This is a genomic window from Fibrobacter sp. (assembly GCA_012523595.1).
Taxonomy (GTDB): domain Bacteria; phylum Fibrobacterota; class Chitinivibrionia; order Chitinivibrionales; family Chitinispirillaceae; genus JAAYIG01.
In genome coordinates this window covers 23,644-43,140 of record JAAYIG010000197.1, presented here as the reverse complement: position 1 = coordinate 43,140, position 19,497 = coordinate 23,644, and the positions used below count along the sequence as shown (strand labels likewise).

At 44.3% G+C, this 19,497-nt stretch carries 19 protein-coding genes; 8 read left to right on the top strand and 11 right to left on the bottom strand.

Annotation, left to right across the window (positions count from 1 at the left end):
* The first annotated feature begins 28 nt into the window (after positions 1-28).
* The 3 genes from GX089_13195 (at position 29) to GX089_13185 (ending at position 4,273) form a co-directional block, all read left to right on the top strand.
* The gene (locus GX089_13195) at positions 29-1,072 is read left to right on the top strand and encodes a hypothetical protein (protein NLP03447.1); all 1,044 of its coding nucleotides are present in this window, start codon (positions 29-31) and stop codon (positions 1,070-1,072) included.
* A gap of 33 nt (positions 1,073-1,105) precedes the next feature.
* Entirely contained in the window at positions 1,106-3,124 is a 2,019-nt protein-coding gene (locus GX089_13190) for an HD domain-containing protein (protein NLP03446.1), read from the top strand.
* A gap of 180 nt (positions 3,125-3,304) precedes the next feature.
* Positions 3,305-4,273, top strand: coding sequence for a hypothetical protein (locus tag GX089_13185; protein ID NLP03445.1), 969 nt, complete (start codon positions 3,305-3,307; stop codon positions 4,271-4,273).
* A 633-nt stretch (positions 4,274-4,906) separates the two neighbouring features.
* On the opposite strand, the gene GX089_13180 is transcribed toward GX089_13185, so the two are convergent.
* From GX089_13180 to GX089_13160, 5 genes are all read right to left on the bottom strand, one after another.
* Positions 4,907-5,338 (bottom strand): hypothetical protein, encoded by a 432-nt coding sequence (locus tag GX089_13180; protein NLP03444.1) that lies wholly within the window; start codon positions 5,336-5,338, stop codon positions 4,907-4,909.
* A 5-nt stretch (positions 5,339-5,343) separates the two neighbouring features.
* Complete coding sequence (locus GX089_13175) at positions 5,344-5,586, bottom strand: hypothetical protein (GenBank protein NLP03443.1); 243 nt, start codon at positions 5,584-5,586, stop codon at positions 5,344-5,346.
* Positions 5,587-5,645: 59 nt separating this feature from the next.
* On the bottom strand, positions 5,646-6,137 hold the full coding sequence (locus GX089_13170) for a hypothetical protein (protein NLP03442.1): 492 nt from the start codon (positions 6,135-6,137) through the stop codon (positions 5,646-5,648).
* A 99-nt stretch (positions 6,138-6,236) separates the two neighbouring features.
* The gene (galT, locus tag GX089_13165; protein ID NLP03441.1) at positions 6,237-7,256 is read right to left on the bottom strand and encodes a galactose-1-phosphate uridylyltransferase; all 1,020 of its coding nucleotides are present in this window, start codon (positions 7,254-7,256) and stop codon (positions 6,237-6,239) included.
* Positions 7,257-7,267: 11 nt separating this feature from the next.
* Positions 7,268-8,506: a glycosyltransferase gene (locus GX089_13160; GenBank protein NLP03440.1), complete on the bottom strand. Its 1,239-nt coding sequence runs from the start codon at positions 8,504-8,506 to the stop codon at positions 7,268-7,270.
* Positions 8,507-8,761: 255 nt separating this feature from the next.
* Here GX089_13160 and GX089_13155 point away from each other — a divergent pair, with 255 nt between their 5' ends.
* Positions 8,762-9,829 carry a Gfo/Idh/MocA family oxidoreductase gene (locus GX089_13155; GenBank protein ID NLP03439.1) on the top strand — a complete coding sequence of 356 codons (1,068 nt, stop codon included), beginning with the start codon at positions 8,762-8,764 and terminating at the stop codon, positions 9,827-9,829.
* Positions 9,830-9,834: 5 nt separating this feature from the next.
* Here GX089_13155 and greA read toward each other — a convergent pair whose 3' ends face one another.
* Entirely contained in the window at positions 9,835-10,305 is a 471-nt protein-coding gene (gene greA / locus GX089_13150; protein NLP03438.1) for a transcription elongation factor GreA, read from the bottom strand.
* 318 nt (positions 10,306-10,623) lie between these two features.
* On the opposite strand from greA, the gene larE reads away from it, so the two are divergent.
* On the top strand, positions 10,624-11,448 hold the full coding sequence (larE, locus tag GX089_13145; GenBank protein NLP03437.1) for an ATP-dependent sacrificial sulfur transferase LarE: 825 nt from the start codon (positions 10,624-10,626) through the stop codon (positions 11,446-11,448).
* Between the two features lie 22 nt (positions 11,449-11,470).
* Here the strand turns inward: larE and GX089_13140 are convergent, their stop codons facing one another.
* From GX089_13140 to GX089_13120, 5 genes are all read right to left on the bottom strand, one after another.
* A complete protein-coding gene (locus GX089_13140; GenBank protein ID NLP03436.1) occupies positions 11,471-11,944 on the bottom strand; it encodes a flavodoxin family protein in 474 nt (157 codons plus the stop codon).
* Positions 11,945-11,963: 19 nt separating this feature from the next.
* Positions 11,964-13,424, bottom strand: coding sequence for an insulinase family protein (locus GX089_13135; protein ID NLP03435.1), 1,461 nt, complete (start codon positions 13,422-13,424; stop codon positions 11,964-11,966).
* A gap of 23 nt (positions 13,425-13,447) precedes the next feature.
* Entirely contained in the window at positions 13,448-14,947 is a 1,500-nt protein-coding gene (locus GX089_13130; protein ID NLP03434.1) for an insulinase family protein, read from the bottom strand.
* 104 nt (positions 14,948-15,051) lie between these two features.
* On the bottom strand, positions 15,052-16,236 hold the full coding sequence (locus GX089_13125; GenBank protein NLP03433.1) for an iron-containing alcohol dehydrogenase: 1,185 nt from the start codon (positions 16,234-16,236) through the stop codon (positions 15,052-15,054).
* Positions 16,237-16,264: 28 nt separating this feature from the next.
* A complete protein-coding gene (locus GX089_13120) occupies positions 16,265-16,555 on the bottom strand; it encodes an antibiotic biosynthesis monooxygenase (GenBank protein NLP03432.1) in 291 nt (96 codons plus the stop codon).
* Between the two features lie 175 nt (positions 16,556-16,730).
* Between GX089_13120 and GX089_13115 the strand changes: the two genes are divergently transcribed.
* The 3 genes from GX089_13115 (at position 16,731) to GX089_13105 (ending at position 19,365) form a co-directional block, all read left to right on the top strand.
* Positions 16,731-17,537 (top strand): carbon-nitrogen hydrolase family protein, encoded by an 807-nt coding sequence (locus GX089_13115; protein NLP03431.1) that lies wholly within the window; start codon positions 16,731-16,733, stop codon positions 17,535-17,537.
* A 55-nt stretch (positions 17,538-17,592) separates the two neighbouring features.
* The gene (locus tag GX089_13110) at positions 17,593-17,817 is read left to right on the top strand and encodes a PspC domain-containing protein (protein NLP03430.1); all 225 of its coding nucleotides are present in this window, start codon (positions 17,593-17,595) and stop codon (positions 17,815-17,817) included.
* A 261-nt stretch (positions 17,818-18,078) separates the two neighbouring features.
* Entirely contained in the window at positions 18,079-19,365 is a 1,287-nt protein-coding gene (locus tag GX089_13105; GenBank protein NLP03429.1) for a PAS domain S-box protein, read from the top strand.
* Positions 19,366-19,497 lie beyond the last annotated feature (132 nt).

The following is a 19,497-nucleotide window of genomic DNA, read 5'->3' as shown; positions in this document are numbered from 1 at the left end:
TATTTAATGGGGACAGGTAAATACTGACATGAGGAGCCTGATAGAATCCGGAATCGCGGTTTTAGCAGCCGCCCTTTTTACAACGGGTGATGCCCGGTCAAGTTTCGGATTTTACTCGGATATAAATGATTATTTGATGAACGCTCCTTATTCCGAAGCTCTTGCAGGTGCAGATTTAGGCACTAGTTCCGGAATCTTTCCTGCAAGCACTCCTGCAAATCTGGCTTTTGATTCTCTTAACACTCTATCGCTCTCCTATGCCAATTATTTCCATAACACCTTCAGTACTTCGCTGCTTTCATTCAGTTCACAAGCAGGAGAAAATATTGGATATGGAGTTACCCTGGGGTACACATTTTTGCCTGATGTGGAGATAACCGCCAACTCAGATACAAGCGAAAACGGTGATCCGGTTTATGACCCGGAGATAATCTCTCTGTCGAGGATCTATTTTCGTGCTGGATTGGGGTGGAAGTATCATCTTAACAAGTCTGTCATAATAGCGGCAGGCGGGGCAATTAACGGGGGGCGGGTAAACCTTTCAGAATACCGTGGATATAGCATTGGGATGGACCTTGGGACCAGGGTACTCTTCAGTGATCCCGGGATATCTCTGGCGATTTCTTTTGAAAATATAGTGAGAAGTGTTGTGTATTGGAGCGAATCTTATCGTCAGAGAGTTTCTCCCCATATCAGGGTGGGGATAGGCTGGGAGAGGGAATTCCCTTATATTTACGGAAAGGTGCTGATCGTGTATTGCACGCCGGATCTTCTGTCCAATGAGGGAATTAACTATATTGGGAGTGATGAATTAGCCGACGGTGTTGGTATCGAGGGACCTGAATTCCGCAGGGTGTCCAGGAATCCATCGATGCTTTTTACGGCAGGCAGATACGGACTGGAGTATACCATTATGAGCAGGCTTGCTTTGAGGGTGGGTTTGACTCAGGGGAAATTCAGTTTCGGAGCCGGAGTTAATCTGTTTGGCGGACGGGCAGGGCTTGATTTTGCCTATTCATCTGTGATGGCGTTTGCCGGAGCAAGTCAGATCAGTTTAACTTACCGTTGGTAAAAAACATCTTTGATTTTGTTTCTGAGAATCTGAATGAGCCTTCAAGAAGAATGCCTTGTCTTACTGGCCGATAATGATCAGAGCCTCTGTTCGGCCGTTTCAAAATACCTCTCTTCTGTTGGAATCAAGACAGCTTTGGCTTATGATGGTTTGCAGGCGATGGAGATGCTGGAGCAGATCAGGCCTCATGTAGTTGTTGCGGACCTGAAGATGCCGAAGATGGACGGGCTGGAATTTCTTAAGAATGCCGGGAAGATGATTTCCACTACACCGGTTATTATTACCGCACTCGATCCAGATCTCGATGTAGCGGTGAAAACAGTCCAGAGTGGTGCCTATGATTACATCCTCAAACCCTATCAGTTTGAACTGCTCCTTCAGAAGATAAACCAGGCTATTAAATCTACCCGTTTGATGCGTGAGAATTTCATGCTCAACGAGATGGTTTCTCTTTACGATATCACAACCAGGCTTACCACAACCCACAACCTTGACGAATTACTTGATATCACATTTCAGTTCTGCCTTGAGGTATCAGAGGCCGAGAGCGGATCTCTTCAGCTTATAGATAGAGAGAATCAGGAACTGGTCATGGTGAGGCAGAAAGCCATCAATTCATCAAGTGTCCGATCATCGCTTGCTGACCTGACAGAATGGACTATTTCCAAGTGGGTGTTTACTAATGGAAAATCGCTTCTGCTGGCGGATGGTAAGACTACTCCTGAAACTGGACTGAATTTCTCGAGACAGGACATATCGTCAGCCCTTTCAGTGCCTATTAAAGTTTCAGGAGAAACTATAGGTGTAGTGAATCTGAACCGTACCAGCAAGTCTCCTCCCTTTAATCTTTTCAATAAGAGCGTTATCGATGTACTGGCATCACAGGCCGGTGTAGCTATCAACAATGCCAATCTTTACCATTCCATCAATCAGAAGCTCGATGAGCTGATGCTCATATCCAGCTATTCCGAACGGCTTATGGGACTGGTTGATAAATACGATGTGATAAGGTGTCTTTATGAGACCGCGATTCGCAACTTCCCCCTCGATTTCATGGGCTTTCTGGTGGCTCAGCGCAGAACTCATGAGTTTATGTACTGGTCAAGGGGAGAGGTGGAAGATGACATAGTGAGGGAGATTCGCAGAGAGGTTATAGAGAGTTTTAACACTGCAGTTTCCGGACACATAAGCGAACGTAAAGTTTTTATCAGAAGGATACAGCTTTCAACGAAGACATCCGGGTATCTGAAACTTCCATTGGCGTTCAGGTACGTGATGCCGGTTGTATGGGAGGACCTTAAGTTCGGCGCCATTTTCTTTGGATCATCAAGAGAGATGCCGGGAGAGTCCGAAAAGAAGGCACTTCTGTCCAGTCTTGTAAGTCAAACAAGAATTGCCCTGACAAATTCAAAGCTTTACAGTGACATGAAGGAGAATTATATCCGCACAATCAAGGCTCTTGCGATCGCTGTAGACGCTAAAGACACCTATACTCACGGGCATTCGGAAAATGTGATGAACATTGCAGAAGAGATCGCCCGGGAGATGAGGATTGACGAGAAAAATGTAGGGATTATCCGTGATGCCGGACTGCTTCATGACATAGGAAAGATAGGAATCCCGGGATATATTCTCAATAAGCCGGGCCCTTTGACATACGAGGAATTCAATGGCATCATGAAGACTCACAGTACTCTGGGTGCCAATATAGTCAAAGATGTTCCATTCCTTCATGATCTTCATGACCTTATACTTCATCATCACGAACATTATAACGGCGGCGGCTATCCTGATAATCTCAAGGAAGATCAGATTCCGATAGGTGCAAGAATTTTGCATGTTGCCGATGCTTTCGAGGCGATGACTTCCAACAGACCTTACAGAGACAGTCTGGGAAAGAAAGAAGCTATAAAACGTCTGATTGAAGGAAGCGGGAAGCAGTTTGATCCAATTGTCATCAAGGCATTTCTCAGGGTCGCTTCACGGAAAAACTGGCTTGATGAGAATTCATCGCTTGACGAAATGGAACAATCCCAGAGACAGGAAGTATAAAATCACAGGAATCAGAGCTGCTTCAGTGGCGGCTTTAACCATAAGGAAAGATTTTTACTGCTTCATTTTTGTATCTGAAGTATCTTTACAGAAACATAGATATCAGATCCTAAGTATAGCACCAGCATAAAAAAATCCCCAACATCCGCGCCGGTTTCATCCGGCTCAGAGAGGAAAAAAATGGATAAGAGAATCATTCTGACGGCGATCTGCTGTTTTGGGCTGTTCTGTGGCAAGGGTGAAAACAAGGATGCGGCGGTAATTGTGGAGGGCAAAACGATTACCCGTAAACAGGTCGAAGAGGCTGCTGATCTTATTCACAAGAGCATGGTAAGCATGTTTCCCACAAAAGCCTTTGAAGGGGTCTCACCAGAATTGTTGAAAGGTGCTGCCAGACAGCTTATTGCCAATGAGCTTCTGCTGAAGGAGGCTGACAGGCGCAAGCTCTCTTTTGACAGTATGATGGTGGACAGTGCGTTTAAACAATTCAAGGGCAGGTTTGGTGATGATGCCACTTTTAAGCGTGAATTGGCAGCGATGGGGCAGACTGAGGAGGGGATAAAGGGTGAGATGCAGAAAGGTGCACTGGTTGATACTCTCTTGAAAACAGTACTGAAAGATATCGATTCCATAAAAGAAGAGGACTGCAAGACATTTTATGAGGAAAATCGAACCAGGTACTTGAATCCTCCGAAGTCACGGGTGAGCCAGATATTCTTTTCATCAGATACCTCCACAGCAACGAGGGAGAAAAAAAGGGCTGAGGCGCAGAAAGTGCTGGATCAGATAAGGGGTGGGGCGGATTTTTCCAAAACAGCAACCAGATTTTCGGGTGGTGATATCGGGTGGTTCAAGCGGGGAGATCTGAAACCTGAACTTGATACAATAATCGCAAAATTGAAAACTGGTGAAGTCAGTGATCTTGTTCCGACAGAAGCTGGATTTCATATTCTGAAGAAAACAGATGAAGAACCTGGAAAACCTCTTTCGTTTGATGAGGTCAAGGATCGTATCCGGATTTCCCTTGAATTGAGGCAGAAGAATGAATTTGTCACTTCATATGTTGACAAGCTGATTTCACAGGCAGATATCCGTTACAAAGACACATCGCTGGTATATGTGCCTCCTGTGGACAGTGGGAAAAAATGAGTCTTTTTGTTCCTGCAAATCTGCTTTACAGGCAATTGGAATCGGGGATTTATTAAAAAAAGTGGTATCAGAGAAGCTCGCTTAGGCTATGCTAAGTGAGCACAATCATTAATATTTACAACATTTCGATATTAAGTCGCCATTCTTAGTAAACGTCAAACTAATTGACTGATCAAATGAGGTTGAAATAACATTTTGATTTGAATTCGAACCGTCTCGAAGAGAGCCAAGAATTGTCACTTCAACTACAACACTATCACCTAACATTATATGACTTATATAGTTTTTCAGGTTCATCTATGTTTCTGTAAATTTCACATATGTGTTCCCTGATAAATTTGTTTTCTTCTAAAGTAAAACTGGGAATTTTTTCAAAAATGCGAAATCTTTTGCTATTCGATTTTGCATGAAATTATATGTAATAATTATTCCCAATGTGATTCCCAAAAGAAAAGTTAAAATAGCCTTTCGCATATTAAACGATCCATTTCATACAGAATCTGAAATCAAATATGGATTTTTATCTGCGCTCGCAGATAATGTGTAATGTTACCTTTTGAGAATCTTATAGCACTCATTTCTCAATCCTCCAAGGTTTCTCCAATGTAACACCAAAGGCATGGTCTGTCTATATCAGGATTCTTTCTCCACCCGGTATTTACCGTATTTTAGCTTCAGATCATGCAACTGGTAGGTGTCTGCATCGGGTTGCATTCCCGCTTTGAAAAGTGTATCCATCATTTCCAGTTGATCGACGGTGCTTTTAAGCTTTTTCAGATCAGGAGTAAAGACCTCGGAGAGGCTTTTTCGTACACCGGGGTCTTGTTCAGCTTTGTTTATCATCCTTATACCATAAGGACCAAGCAGTTCTTTAAACTGGGCTGAATGCGCGTTGAACCATTTTTCGGTCCGGAGATTCTCTACCTGTTTTTCTATGAAAAACCAGATGATGCGGAAAAGAATAGATCCGGCAACCCATATCCACCAGCGGGGTTTTATTAAGTAGTATGCCAGAGCTCCGGCAAGAATTGACAAGTATAACCGATAGAAGCCTGTAAATCTCATACTGTTTATTTGCTCTGCAGGAGGCTTTTTATAGAAGCGGCAATAAGTTTTGCAGCCTCATCACTTATTCCGGGTTTTTCTCTGCATTTCAGTATTCTGGCTGCATTCGGATTAATCCCGGGTTTGAGAGAAGAGTGAGATTTTGGTTCCTGTTTGGCCTGTACTGATTCTCTCAAATGGCTATTTCTGGCCAGGAAATCTGCGATATCCCTGCTCTTGGAACCTTTTCTGCACGGGTTCTCCGACATTCTCCTGTAGCCATTGGGAGTTGGATATTGCGGTTTTTCGTACACCTGAGCAACCCGGGTTATGCGTTGAATTCTCGGTCTATGATTTCCGAGAGGAAGCGGTCGATAGAGACAGGATAATACTGGAATCTGGGCCCGAATATCAGGCCGGTTCTGGTGTTTTCCTGCTGCATGAGTTGATCATTGATCTTATCCAGGTGTTCCTCCGGACTGGTTTCATAGTTATCTATTTGGAATAATTCACTTTTGACTTTAAGATTACTTCTTCCGCCGTGTACAAATGAGAAAACTCGTCCCTGAATCTCTTTATCGAATGTTTCAGGGTCAAAAATATCTTTGAATGTTTCCTGCAGTGCATAAGGAGATATAAGAAACTTGGGAGAGACATTGATCTTTCCGCTAATTTCAACAGTACGGGACGGATTTTCATCATCAGGGGAAATAAGAATGTATGAAAGCTGATGGTATCCGGAGATGATACCGGAGATTGGTTTACGAAGGATTCTGGTATTGTAAAAGACTTCCCGTGATGTATCGTCCTGGTTCCACATAATCCTGTTTAAAATAAATTATGCTGAATCGATCTTGTTCCGGTAATTACTCCTTTGTAATTCGTTTAAGCAGGTAAATTTATTGAGGAACTGCACTTCTCAGTCTTGCTGCTGAATTTTCAGTAAACGAGCGTTTTCCTCGGGAAGGTCGGGATTGATGAAGAATCCGGAACCCATTTCAAAACCAGCTCTGGTTAGAATCCTGGGGATTGTCTGGATATACCAGTGGAGGTGGGGTTCTTCGGATTTGAATCTGGTGTAGGAGTGAATAAGATAATTATAATCCGGATCCCCGAGATGGTTGTAAAGTAGTGAAATCAGATCCCGCATCATCACAGAGAGGTCTTCTTTCTCTTTTTCAGAGATGCTGCCGAAATCGGCAGTGTGTCTTCTGGGCAGTGTCCAGATTTCGTAAGGTACCTTTGCAGCGTAGGGGATAAATGAGACAAAGGAATCATTTAGTGCTATGATTCTTTCTGATGCATCTATTTCAGTATGCATCAGGTCACAATAAATACAGCTTCCCATGTCGTCGAAATACTCCTCGGCTCTGATCTCCTGCAGCCGGATAGACCTGGGTACTGTGGGGGAGGCTACAATCTGGGAATGGGGATGGGGAAGTGATGTTCCGGCGCGTTTCCCATGATTTCTGAAAATGGTTACCATCACAACATTTGGATCTTTCATCAATTCTTTGTACCTGGTATGGTACGTTTCAATAAGGGATTGCATCTGCTGGTATTCAAACTGATGGACTCCTTTGTTATGGCGGGGGTGATCGATGATTACCTCATGGTGGCCGTAGGCTCCCATGCAGAGGTAAAAGCCGGTTTTTTCCCTCTCTATATTGCCCTCAGGACTGAGGGCAGGGTAGAGGTTGGGGACTGAACGGGTACTCCACTGCTGATCACCTATACCCAGAGTTTCAAAGAGGATGCCCGGGAGCATTTTTTCGTTTCCGGGGCAGAAAGGACAATTGGGATCGTATCTGGGAAGCTGATGATTGGCAGAGTCAGTTTTGACGTGATGGGGTCTGGATTTACGTGCGGAAGAGAAAATGACCCATTCTTTACTGATGGGGTCCTGCCGCATACAGTTGATTCTTTTTTTATTGCTCATTGTTGATCTGCTCAGGTCTTGATTCGGTAAATAGTCTCAAAGGAGTTAAAGATGTCTATTTCCTGTTCGAGCAGGCGGGTGAGAAGAAATTTCTCTTTCACTGTTTGTCTGGCAAGTTTTCCCATTCTGTGTGCCAGATCCGGGTTCTTCAGCAGTTGTACAATTCTATCCGCAGTCTCTTCGATGCTTGAGACCAGAAAACCATTTACACCGTCCTGAATCTGGTATTTGATTCCACCCACATTTCCGCCTATAACCGGAGTGCCTTTCCACATCGCCTCGGTGACTGTCAGTCCGAAGCCCTCTCTTATTGATTTCTGCAGAACGACACTGGCTTTACTCTGAAGAGCGTTTACAAGTGCAGTATCCTCATGGCTCATTATGATGATCCGTTCATCGCGGTGGTGAAGCAGAGAATCGTAAATGCGTTCTCCCTCAGGATCATCAGTGGCTGGCGCCCCCAGAAGTACCAGGGTGGCATCGACTTTTTTCCTGGCAATCATAAAAGCCCTGATTACTCCTTCCGGATCTTTACAGGCATCAAACCTGGAGATCTGGACAACCAGAGGCAAATCGGTGGGGATATCGTAGTGTCTGAGCCTTTCCTCCATCTCCTGATCAGAGAGCTCTTTGTTTTTAATGGCAAAAGGGTCTATGGCAGGCATGACAAAGAACTGTGGTGTTGAAAGACTCTGCTTGTATTCGGGAATACTCAATATTACTCCATCGTACAACTCAATAAAGGGTACCAGGTAATCCCACATCATTTTATTGGGTGAAGAGAGATCAATGTGGCATCTCCAGAGCCATGGCCCTTTCTTTTTGTAGTGACGGATCATGGGCAGGGGTTGAGGATCATGTACAACGACAAAGTCATGCCGGATGTGGTTTCTTATGACGTTCTGGTAGTTGATATGTTCGTAAATCTGTTCTTTGCGATCTGTGAGGTGGATTTCGCTGCCCTGCAGTGCATTGTGCATCTTTTTGGTGATGGAGAAAAAATCGGATGATCCCTGAATAATTCTCCATCCGGTGTTAATCCCTGTAGCATTCATTAACAGGGTAAGTGATGAGAGAAGTTCGGCTACCCCCCCGCCGTAATATGTGGAGCTTATGTTTGTGATATGCATTCCCTTGAGAAGCTCGGCTTTTTTGAAGATCCGATCAATTGTTTCTGCTCCTACAAATTTTTCATAGTCCTCAAGTTTGGGAATAGAAAGCTTATTAAACAGTTCGTCTTCCATTTCCATTTCCTTTTATTTGAACTGATTGTTCATGCTGGTGATCGATGGTATTTAGAGGTGGCAATTTTTGTGCCGGTAAGATATGGTTTCTGAGGCCGGGGTTTGGTTATTTTATTAGTTTAGATTCTCTCCCCGGGGGTGAAAAGTGGCTTTACATATTAAGCCACAGATTTACTTCGAGGATGAAATCGTGGCTTAAGTTGTGAAGTCATAAAATCACCTTAAAGGTGAAACAATGAAAGGACAATTCTGGAGAATCCAATGGCAAAAAAACTGCGTGCAGGTGTCACTGGCGCTGGTTGGCCGGCGTGGCAGCATATCAGGGGCTACAAAAAATCGGCAGATGTTGAGCTTGTGGCTCTTTGTGATCAGAATAAGCAAAAGCTTGATAAGACAGCCGATCAATATGAAATCCCAGATCGATATCAATCATTTGACGAGATGCTGGAGAAAGGTGGGCTGGATATAGTAAGTATCTGCACCCCGAATTATCTTCACGCCGGGATGGCTATAAAGGCGCTGGAGAAGGGAAAGCATGTCCTTTGTGAGAAGCCAATGGCGACATCTGTATCTGATGCTGAAAGAATGATTGAAGTCTCGAGACGCAGTAGCGGCATGCTTATGGTTGCTCATCAGCAGCGTTTCAGTCCTCAGGCGCAGTACCTGAAAAAGCTTATCTCTGCTGGCGATTTTGGGGAGATCTATCACGTCAGGGCATACTGGGTAAGAAGAAGGGGAATACCGGGGCTGGGGGGATGGTTTACAAGGAAAGAGAAGTCTGGAGGAGGTGCGCTGCTGGATATCGGTGTACACTTACTGGATCTTTCTATGTGGTTTCTGAATTTTCCCGATCCTCTACAGGTGATTTCATCCTGGGGAAGTAAATTCGGAGTAAAGGGAAAGGGTGCCAGTGTATCGTATCCGGCGATTAACAATGAAAAGGATTTTCTGTTTGATGTAGATGATTACGTATTTGCTCAGATCAACTTTGCCGGTGGATCATCGTTGCAACTTCAGTGCAGTTGGGCTGGACATGTAAAGGGAGAGGAATTCAATATGGAGATATGGGGAGAGCGGGGTGGGGCAAGGTTGGTTCCGCTTGAGATCTATACTGAGCACAACGGAGTACCGGTTGACAGCACTCCGCTTCTTCAGGAATCAGACCCTTTTGAGGAGGAGATCGTTGATTTTGTGGCCTCTATAAAAAATGGAACGACTCCCTCATGTCCTCCGGAAGAGAGTATTAAAACTGTAGAACTGGTAGAGATGATCTACAAGTCAGGAATTCCGGAGAAAAGGGGCGTTCTGGAGCCAGAAATTGTCGGCTAAGCGCTTTACCGGGAGATCTTGAGGATTTTGTACTTCTGAACCCCTCTTGGAGCTTTGGCTTCAACTGTTTCACCGACACTATGGCCTAAAAGTGCTGTTGCTACAGGTGAGTTTATAGAAATCCTGCCTTCAGCGGGATCTGCTTCATCAGATCCGGTCAGTTCAAAGACCACTTCTTCTTCGTAGGTCATATCCCAAAGGGTGACTTTTGATCCCAGAAATACTTTATCAGTTTGAACAGATTCCGGTTTGATAATTTCGGCACGGGAGATCTTCTCTTCGAGTTCTCTTATCCGAATCTCATTCAGTGCAAGCGCCTGCTTTGCTGCTTCATATTCTGCGTTTTCCCTCAGATCACCAAAAGAGCGGGCGAGGTCGAGTTGTTTGGCTATCTCCCTTCTTTTGGATGTTTTCAGGAATTCAAGATCCGCCATCATTTTGTCGTATCCATCTTTGGAGAGATACACTTTTTCCATTTTAAAAAAAACCTCCGGTTCGGCCGGTTTGGACCGGTCGCTAAACTATAGATTAACAGTAAAATTGGAATCTAATTCAAACTGAGCAATTAAGTTTTTATGCTGAAAACAGAAATCCGGATACCGGGTTAGAATATTATAATACAAAACTCACACTAAAGACAAGGTTTGAAAAACCTGTCACTCTGAAATCGGAGCAATTTATTGATTAATAATTCCGAATTTTAACGTGAGGATATTGTAATTTGAACAAAACTGTCCCACATTACCGGAAATTCCGGCAGATTCTTCCAATGCCTGGAGATATATTTTCAATATATGGAAAAATTATCAAAATTACAAGAGATATTGAGCAGATATGATTCTGCTGTGATCGCCTTTTCTGGAGGGGTAGACAGCACATTTCTTGCAAGGATTGCAGCAGATGTAACAGGGAACAATGTTCTTCTGGTGACCGCATCTTCAAGTACCTATCCTGTACGGGAGCTTGAGGAGTCAAGGAAACTGGCTTTATCGTTGAATATGAAGCACAGGGTAATTGTTTCCGAGGAACTTGACATAGCGGGATTTTCCGAGAATAATCCGGACAGGTGCTATTACTGCAAGCTGGAACTCTTCAGGAAAATTACACAGATAGCCTCTGAGGAGGGGTACGCTGTGGTGTTTGACGGAAGCAATGCTGATGATGTGCATGATTATCGTCCGGGCAGAAGAGCGCTGAGAGAGCTGGGAATTATCTCGCCCCTGTGTGAAGCGGGTTTTACAAAACAGGAAATCAGGGATATCTCGGCAAAAATGGGCCTGTCTACTGCATCAAAACCCTCTTTTGCCTGCCTTGCGTCAAGGTTCCCCTATGGGGAAAAAATAACAGGTGATAAGCTTTCCAGAGTGGGAAAAGCAGAAGATTCTCTGATAAAACTCGGGTTTCACCAGTTCAGGGTCCGCAGCCATGGTGATCTTGCCAGAATAGAAATTGAGAGCAGTCAGATGGATATGGCCTGGGCAATGAGGGGTGAAATGGAAAGAGTGTGCAGGGAAGCGGGGTTTACCTTTGCAGCACTTGATCTGAGAGGCTACAGAACAGGCGCGATGAATGAGGCGTTAAACCAGGCCGGGAATATTCAGCCTGGTGCGGCTGATTAAATATGCTGCATTGTCAGCTGCTTCACGATGTAAATGCTTTGTAAATTCGTTCCACAGCAGATTTCAGTTTTTCCTCGTTAAATTTGAAGAAAAAATGGAGGACTTCTCCAGGAAGCACTGTGCCACCGGAGGTCTCGAGTTCCAGATCCATTTTTTTGATCGCCTGGGCTGCTCCGGTCCAGTCGAAAGGAAGGCCTTTGGTCGCGATACTCATAACCTTTTTGCCTTTAAGATTTTTCAACTGTGCAAGGTACGACATGATTACCGGTGAAGCAGAGAAGGCCCATACCGGTCCTCCGAAGATTGCAGCATCGAATTCATAAATTTCCGGCGGATTTCTCAGTGTAAATTTACCGCCACTGGGAGTAACAGTACCCGTAGTCCGCAGAAGCATAATTTCGCAATCGTGTCCATTTTCGTTGAACCTGGCGGCAATAGTGCGTGCGAATTGCATCGTATGGCCGGACTGTGTGTGTAAAACTATCGCAATTCTCATAAGAGAGTTCCTTTCTATTTCAGGGAAGAGCCGGAATGGAGTCTGCAGGAATTGTCTTGCTTTTCATCCCGGAAAGAGAGAATTGGTCGTCTTTTACCTTCATAAGCGCATCGATATCACCAACCACTACGAATGTGAGATTTTCAGGGACCAGGTATTGTTTAGCGACCCTTAAAATATCATCTCTCGTCAATTTGCTGATTTTTTCCGCATATACTTTGTAATGATCCGGCTGGCGTCCATAGTACTCGTTCCAGGCATAAGTGGAAACGATATCAAAAGGTGACCGGAACATGGAGGGGAGTTCTCCGATAAGTGATGATTTGGCATTTGTTATTTCTTCTTCGGTTACTCCATTTTCCGCTATTTTTCTCACCTCATCTATGGTCAGAGCTACAGCCTGTGCAAAACTGGAGTTTTTAGTGTAGAAGTCAATTAAGAAAGTTCCGGGATAGTTGTAGTTTGATTCTGCATGTGAGTAAATGGAGTAAGTCAAACCTGCATCAGAGCGGATTTTTGTTCCAAGCCTCGAAGTGAAACCACCACCACCCAGTATCATATTCATAACGGATACTGCATAGTAATCAGGATGAGGGCGTTTGAACAGAGGAAGTGCAAGACGAACATAGGCCTGAGAGATCTTTTTATTCACAAGCAGACACTTAATAGATGGTTTGACTTCAACGGTTGGAAAACCTGATTCGTTCTTCTTTGTTGATCGAGGAAAAGCAGATTCGAGATTCTTGATCAGAGTGTCTTTTTTCAAACTGCCGGCAGCTGAGAAGATTATGTTCGCTGGAAAGATTATCTTTTTATGCAGCTTTACAAGATCATCTCTGGTAATGCTTTTTATCGATTTCGCTGTTGCCATTCTGGATGATTCTTCTCCGGGGTACATCACTTTTTTGTACGCAGCATTCAGTGTTGGAGCAGGGTTGTCAAAGCGGTGTAAAATGGCTTCCAGAAAAATCTTTCTCTCTTTTTCCAGTTTTTTTTCATCGAATGCTGGATGAAAGAGAATCTGCTCAAGAATATCCAGCGCTTCTTTTGTGTATTCAGAAAGGAAGGAGGCACTGAAGGTGAACTGTGTTTCACCTGCTGAGAGATTGAATTTCATTGCCATGAGATCGATCAGTTCAACCAGGGTATCAGCAGGGTACTTTTTTGTACCTCCCGAACGCATCAGTGTTGCCAGAAGGGAAGAAAGCCCCTCTTTACCCGCTGGATCGTTAAGTGATCCGTACCTGACAAACCCTGAAATCTGAACAAGGGGTAAAAGTGAGTCTTCTGCGATATAAACTATCATACCATTTTCCATCTGCAGACGATATGGTTCACCGGATGGGATGCTCCAGCCAAGTGAATCATATTTTAGCCCTGAGGGATGAGATGGAATTCTGGAGTTCTTCTGAGCATGTACAGAAAAAGTCAGAAGGAGTATTATAAACAGGAAAGCGTTATTTTTGTCACTGAATCTCATTCTCAGAAATCCTCTCTTTGTCGTTATTTCTTTACTGGCTGATTCTTGACTGGTTTTTTGGCTTTTACTGGCAGCAACTGTCCTATGGTCATCTTTTCGGGATCGAGCCATTTTTTTGCAGCAGCGGGAATCTCATCGGGTTTAAGTACGGCGATTTTTTCCGGGTAGGTGAGGAGATCTTTCCAGCTTCTGAGCCGTTCAAAGTATGCCAGACGATCCGAGATACCCTCAAGGCTCTTTAACCCGCTGACAAATGACATTCTGATCCCATTTGTAATTCTCATCATCTCTTTACCGCTTGGCTTCTCATTCGCTATTTTCCTTAATTCCTCAAGAATAATCTGTTCCACCTTTTCAGGATCTGCATCATTTTTAAGTTCCGCCCACACGTGGAATTCTCCATCCTGAATCCTGAAATTATTCTGCGCGCCCGCATTGGTACAGAGGCCCTCTTTGTCAACCAGACGTCTGTAAAGCCGGCCGCTGCGGCCTGAGAAGATCCCCTCAACAATATCAAGCTTGTAAAGATCATCATTGGGATATCCCGGGGTGTGGAAAAGTATGTCGATACGCGGCTTTCCCTGTTCATGCATGGTAAATCTGGTTACACCGACAGGTTCGGGTTCTCTTGTTACAACCTCCTGTTTGGGGACTGATGCTCTGGGTATCGTCCCGAAATAGCTCTTTATATCCCTCATAGCTTTTTTGCTGTCGATATTTCCCACCAGCACCAGCAGAGCATTATCAGGTGTGTAAAAACGCCGCACATGGTTTTCCATTTTCTCACGTGTATATGCCTGAATATCAGACATCCATCCAATGGTGGGATTCCGGTAGGGATGAGCCACGTAGAAGAGGGAGTTGAGTCTTTCCCAGTAGCGGTTTACAGGGCGGTTATCGTATCTCATTCTGCGCTCTTCGGTAACTACGTCCCGTTCACTGTAGAATTCACGCAGCACCGGATTTCTCATTCTGTCTGCTTCGATCCAGTAAAACAGCTCTACTTTGTTTTTCGGCAGTGTAACTATATAGGCTGTCATGTCATCGGACGTCCATGCGTTAAGACTGGTACCGCCGTTATTCTGGTACAGTTCCCATATTTCATCCTTCTTTATATGATTTCTCTGCTTTTCAAGCAGACTGAAAATGCTTGCGCGATAATGCTGTATCAGGGAGTCGGATTGCTCTCTGCCAAGCAATCTCTCTTTTTCCATCTTTTCAGCAAGAGAATCGATGGAACGCATGAGAGGGATTTCTTTCTGATAATTTTTGGTTCCGAGTCTTTTTGTACCCTTGAACATCATGTGTTCATACATATGAGACAGACCGGTGGTTCCCGGACCTTCATACATGGACCCTACAAAGTAGTAGAGTCTGCATGAGACTACTGCGACATTTGTATCCGGAACGACAATTATTCTCAGGCCGTTTCCCAGGGTGTCATAGTGGACCGGTATCTGGAGGTCGTTTGCGGCAGCCGCTGAAAAGAGGGACAGCAGCATTACAGAAAAAAGAATTCTCATGACGTTTATATCTCCAGGTTATTGATTGAAAGATCAATCAAAGTACGTTATGGGTGTTGAAGAATTGCCAAATCAAGAAAATATACATATTGTACGGTAGAATTTCAGGAGGCAACTCTTTCCATCAGGATTTCACAGATCTCTTTATCCTCAAGGGTTACGGGATTGTTTTTATTGCCGCTTTCCCGGATTATTCTGCCCAGATCTGCGGTAGTGATTCCATATTCGGAAAGTAATGGTATCTCTAGCCTGCTGGTGAGAGCACTGAGTTCTCTGCACAGCAGATCAAGCCCACTTTTTGCATCTGACTTTGTGTCACCTGAGAGGAAAAATCCTGCACGGGCATACTTTTTCAGTGCAGTTGATTCCGGATCGGTGGATTGAAGCTTTTCGATGTTTTTCTTTGTAGCACTGTAAAGGAGGGCTCCGCAGATTACCCCATGGGGAACAGGGAAGAATCCACCAATGGCGGAGGCGAGTCCATGGATTACTCCCAGGCCCGCATTTGCCAGGGTGATACCTGAAACCATCGATGAATATGCCAGAGCGGATCTCACTTTAATATTCTCTCCATCTCCTGAAGAGGCTGAAAGAAGATTATCCCTGATTAGAGGGAGAGCGCTTTCCGCCAGAGCATCTGTAAATGGAGATGCCTCAGGAGACACATAGGATTCCAGAAGCTGAGTCAGAGCATCCAGACCACATGCTGCGGTAATCCGGGGTGGGCAGGAGATAGTGAGTTCCGGATCAACTATTGCCAGATCAGGAACGAAATTGGGGTGACGCAGGGATCGTTTGAAGCCATCAGGACCTGTACGGCTCAGCACCGCATTGGCGCTTGCCTCACTTCCTGTTCCGGATGTCGTAGGGATGGCAATAAACGGGATCTTGGTTCCGGGATGCGTCTTGGTACCCACGACTTCCAGGTAATCTATGACTTTTTCTCCAATGGTAAGCATTGCAGAAACAGCTTTTCCTGCATCAATTACGCTTCCACCACCGATAGCGATTACCACGTCAATTTCTCTGTTGAGATTTCCTGAAACCAGATCATCGATTATCTCAGGTGAGGGTTCTCCTGAGAACTGATATTCAGTAATCATAATGCCGGATTTTTCAAGCTGAGCCCGGAGTTTCTCTTTCTCTCCGGATTCACTCAGAGATCGTGCTCCGCTTATAACCAGAGCGTTTTTTCCGAATGCACGGGCAATGGGGCCCAGTTTTGACCTCTGTCCAGGCCCGAAAAGAATTTGTGGTGTATGGTAGAACTGGAAGTTTGGAAGTATCATTGTTTTCTGCCGGATTGTAAAGGGTTTATCAGGGATGTATTGCTTTATATTTGACAGCTTTCCTTGGTTCAGCCATCCAGTCTGCAACCGTATCACGCCATGCCAGATAGTGTGCGGTTTTTTTATGCGCTGCAGCGGAGTCCTCTGAATCGTATGCTTCGTAAAGAAGAAATGATGCAGGATCATCAGAACTCTGGAGTACATCAAAGCGCATATTTCCAGGTTCTTTAATGGATTCCTGGTGATTTTTCATAGTCTCTTCGATAAAATCTTTTATGTGCTCGGGTTTTACCTGTACAAATACCGTAGCAACTACCATATACACTCCTTTTGGGGATTTTTGTATTTAAAGTTTCCGGAGATGGTACAGAACTGAAAATTAAGATAAATAATAAAGTCCCTGATCCCCAAGGAAAATTAGGAGAACTGGTTTTCTATTCTTATATTTATCTTTTACCAGATAAGAGTACACTGGTGTCAATGGAACAGGCATTGTGAAACAGTTTAAATTAGCGATTTGTCAGTTGACCCCCGGGTATGATCGATCAGAGAACATTATCCGCGCTTCATCGATGATAAAAGAAGCTGCTTTGAGGGGGGCTTCTCTTGCTGTTTTGCCTGAGATGTTTTATTACCCCTTTGAAGTGCATTCTCTCAGGGAGGCTGCTGATGAATGGGAAGGGACACTGGACCAACTCAGAGATGCTTCGTCAAGAGCGGAAATTTTCCTCTGTACAGGATCGATTGCCTGCAGAGAGGGAGAGTATATCTATAACAGATCATTTCTGATAGATCCTTCCGGGGAGGAAATCTTATCTTACAGTAAATGCCACCTATTCGATGTGGATTTCAGAGGGCTGAAAGTCCGGGAATCTGAAGTGTTTACTCCTGGAGACAGAGTGGAAGTTGCCAATACGAGCCTGGGGTGCATTGGGATTCTGATTTGCTATGATATCCGTTTTCCGGAGATGGCCAGGCTTTCTGCCATGAAGGGGGCGGAAATGCTCCTGGTGCCTGCGGCTTTTAACAATATTACCGGGCCTGCTCACTGGCATATAACCATGCGCAGCAGGGCTGTAGAGAATCAGGTTTTTCTGGCAGCTATTTCGCAGGGGCAAAACATCAACTCTTCATACAATGCCTATGGCCATTCAATGGTAGTATCACCATGGGGGGATATTTTGGTGGAAGGTGGATCAGGAGAGGAATTATTAATTGCTGATATTAATCCAGAATTACTGGAAGTGACCAGAAATCGTCTTCCGCTCTGGCAGCATCGGCGGAAGGATCTGTATAGTTAATCACTCGACTGTTATCAATTATGGTTTACGCTTTTCAAGTAAAGGAGGAGGTATAATGAAAAAGCTTTATAGACTTAAAGAAGGCAGGAAAATTGCCGGGATTTGTGCCGGTCTTGCAGACAGCTACAACTGGGATGTTACAATTGTCCGCCTTGCTTTTGTGTTTGCCACGATTCTGACTGCTGTCTGGCCTGGGGTAGTCACATATCTGGTTGGCTGGTATCTCATTCCGGAAAGGGAGCACCCTGAATCACCTGAGAGCATAAAAGAGGGCGTATAATCTCTTAGAATTATCCGGGGGAGGCTTCAGGATTGGATTCTGCCTCCTCCTTTTCTCTTCAGATTTTCCACTTTTTTTTTGTTTGTAGGAAACAGCCTGATACAGTAACTCTTTACCCTGTTGGTCAGAAATCCTCAGTCAGACTTATCTGTAATTATTTCCCGAATCTGCAGAGACATTGAACAAAAGAATATGCAATGGTATAATTATTCCTGTTCTGAAAGTGTTTTTAAGCCTGACAAGCGGTGAGGAGATTTATTGATGTTGAGCAAAGGGAGAAACAGCGCTGCACTTAAAGAAGAGGTCGAAAGACTTCGTTATGAAAACCAATACCTTAGCGAACGGCTTGGCAGGATAACGGAAATAACCGCTGCAATTATTTATATACTCGATGTAAATGGTCATTTTGTTTTCATAAACAAAGCAGTAGATGAAATACTGCATTATAAACCGGAAGAACTGATTGGGAAGCATTTCTCGACCATCATGTCCCGGGAAGAGTATGATAGGGTAGCGCGTGCGGTAGTTTTGCCTAAATTTGCCGGAAAAAAAACTGGTGTTGAAAAGGCTCCCAAGCTCTTCGATGAGCGGAGGACTGGAGAGCGGAGAACAAAAAATCTCGAGGTCCGTCTTGTCACTAAAGGACGCCATGGAATAAAGATTCTGGTAGGAGATGTGACCGGGATTATTGCAGTAGAGGGTGCCTATGATCGAAAGATGATCGATGGTAAAAACCACTCCAATGCATTTTTAGGCAGCCAGGGAATCATCTTTGATATTACAAAGTACAAGAAAGCAGAAAAAGAGAGAATGGAGTTGCAGCGGCGGCTCTTTGAGACTCAGAAAATGGATGCAATTGGGCGGCTTTCGGGCAAAGTTGCTCACGACCTTAATAACAAATTGGGCAGTATTCTGGGGTGTGCTGAAATCATGCGGCAGGACTTCATCTCTTCAAAAGAAGAGATGGCTTACATAGACACCATTATCTCTGCGTCAAAACATGCTGCCGAGTTATCAAACAGGCTGATGGAATTCAGCCGTAAAGATGACCATACAATGATAAAGCTTTCACTTAACCAGGTTGTCGAAAATGTACTCGAATTGGTCAAACCCACTATTGAGGGCAGCATAATTGTAACGACTGATTTTAGCGCAACTGATTTTATCATAAATGGCAATCCCAATCACCTGCAGAATGCGATACTGAATGTTGTGACTAATGCCTGCGATGCTATGCCTTTCGGAACCGGGGACCTGAAATTTGCCACCAGAAATATTATTCTGAACAAAGAGGAAGCCAAACAGGCCAAAGTTCACCCCGGGAAATTCATTATTCTCTCTATCTCCGACACCGGTATAGGCATGGACAAAGAAACCCAGGATCATCTGTTTCAACCTTTTTTCACCACCAAGGCGGTGGGGAAAGGATTAGGGCTGGGTCTGGCGAGTGTGCGGGATTGTATCAAATCTCATGGCGGTTACATAGAATTCGAGAGTAGCAGCGGCAAAGGTTCTGATTTTCGTCTGATCATACCGGTTGTAAGCTGAGTATAGAATTTTTTGGGGTATTTCATGAGAAACTCTGTACCTGGATAAAATTCAGGTACAGTTTTTTTGTCAGGGAAGGGGCATCTTTTACTAATTTTTTGTTACAGCTATAGCGCGTAAATTAAATTGAAA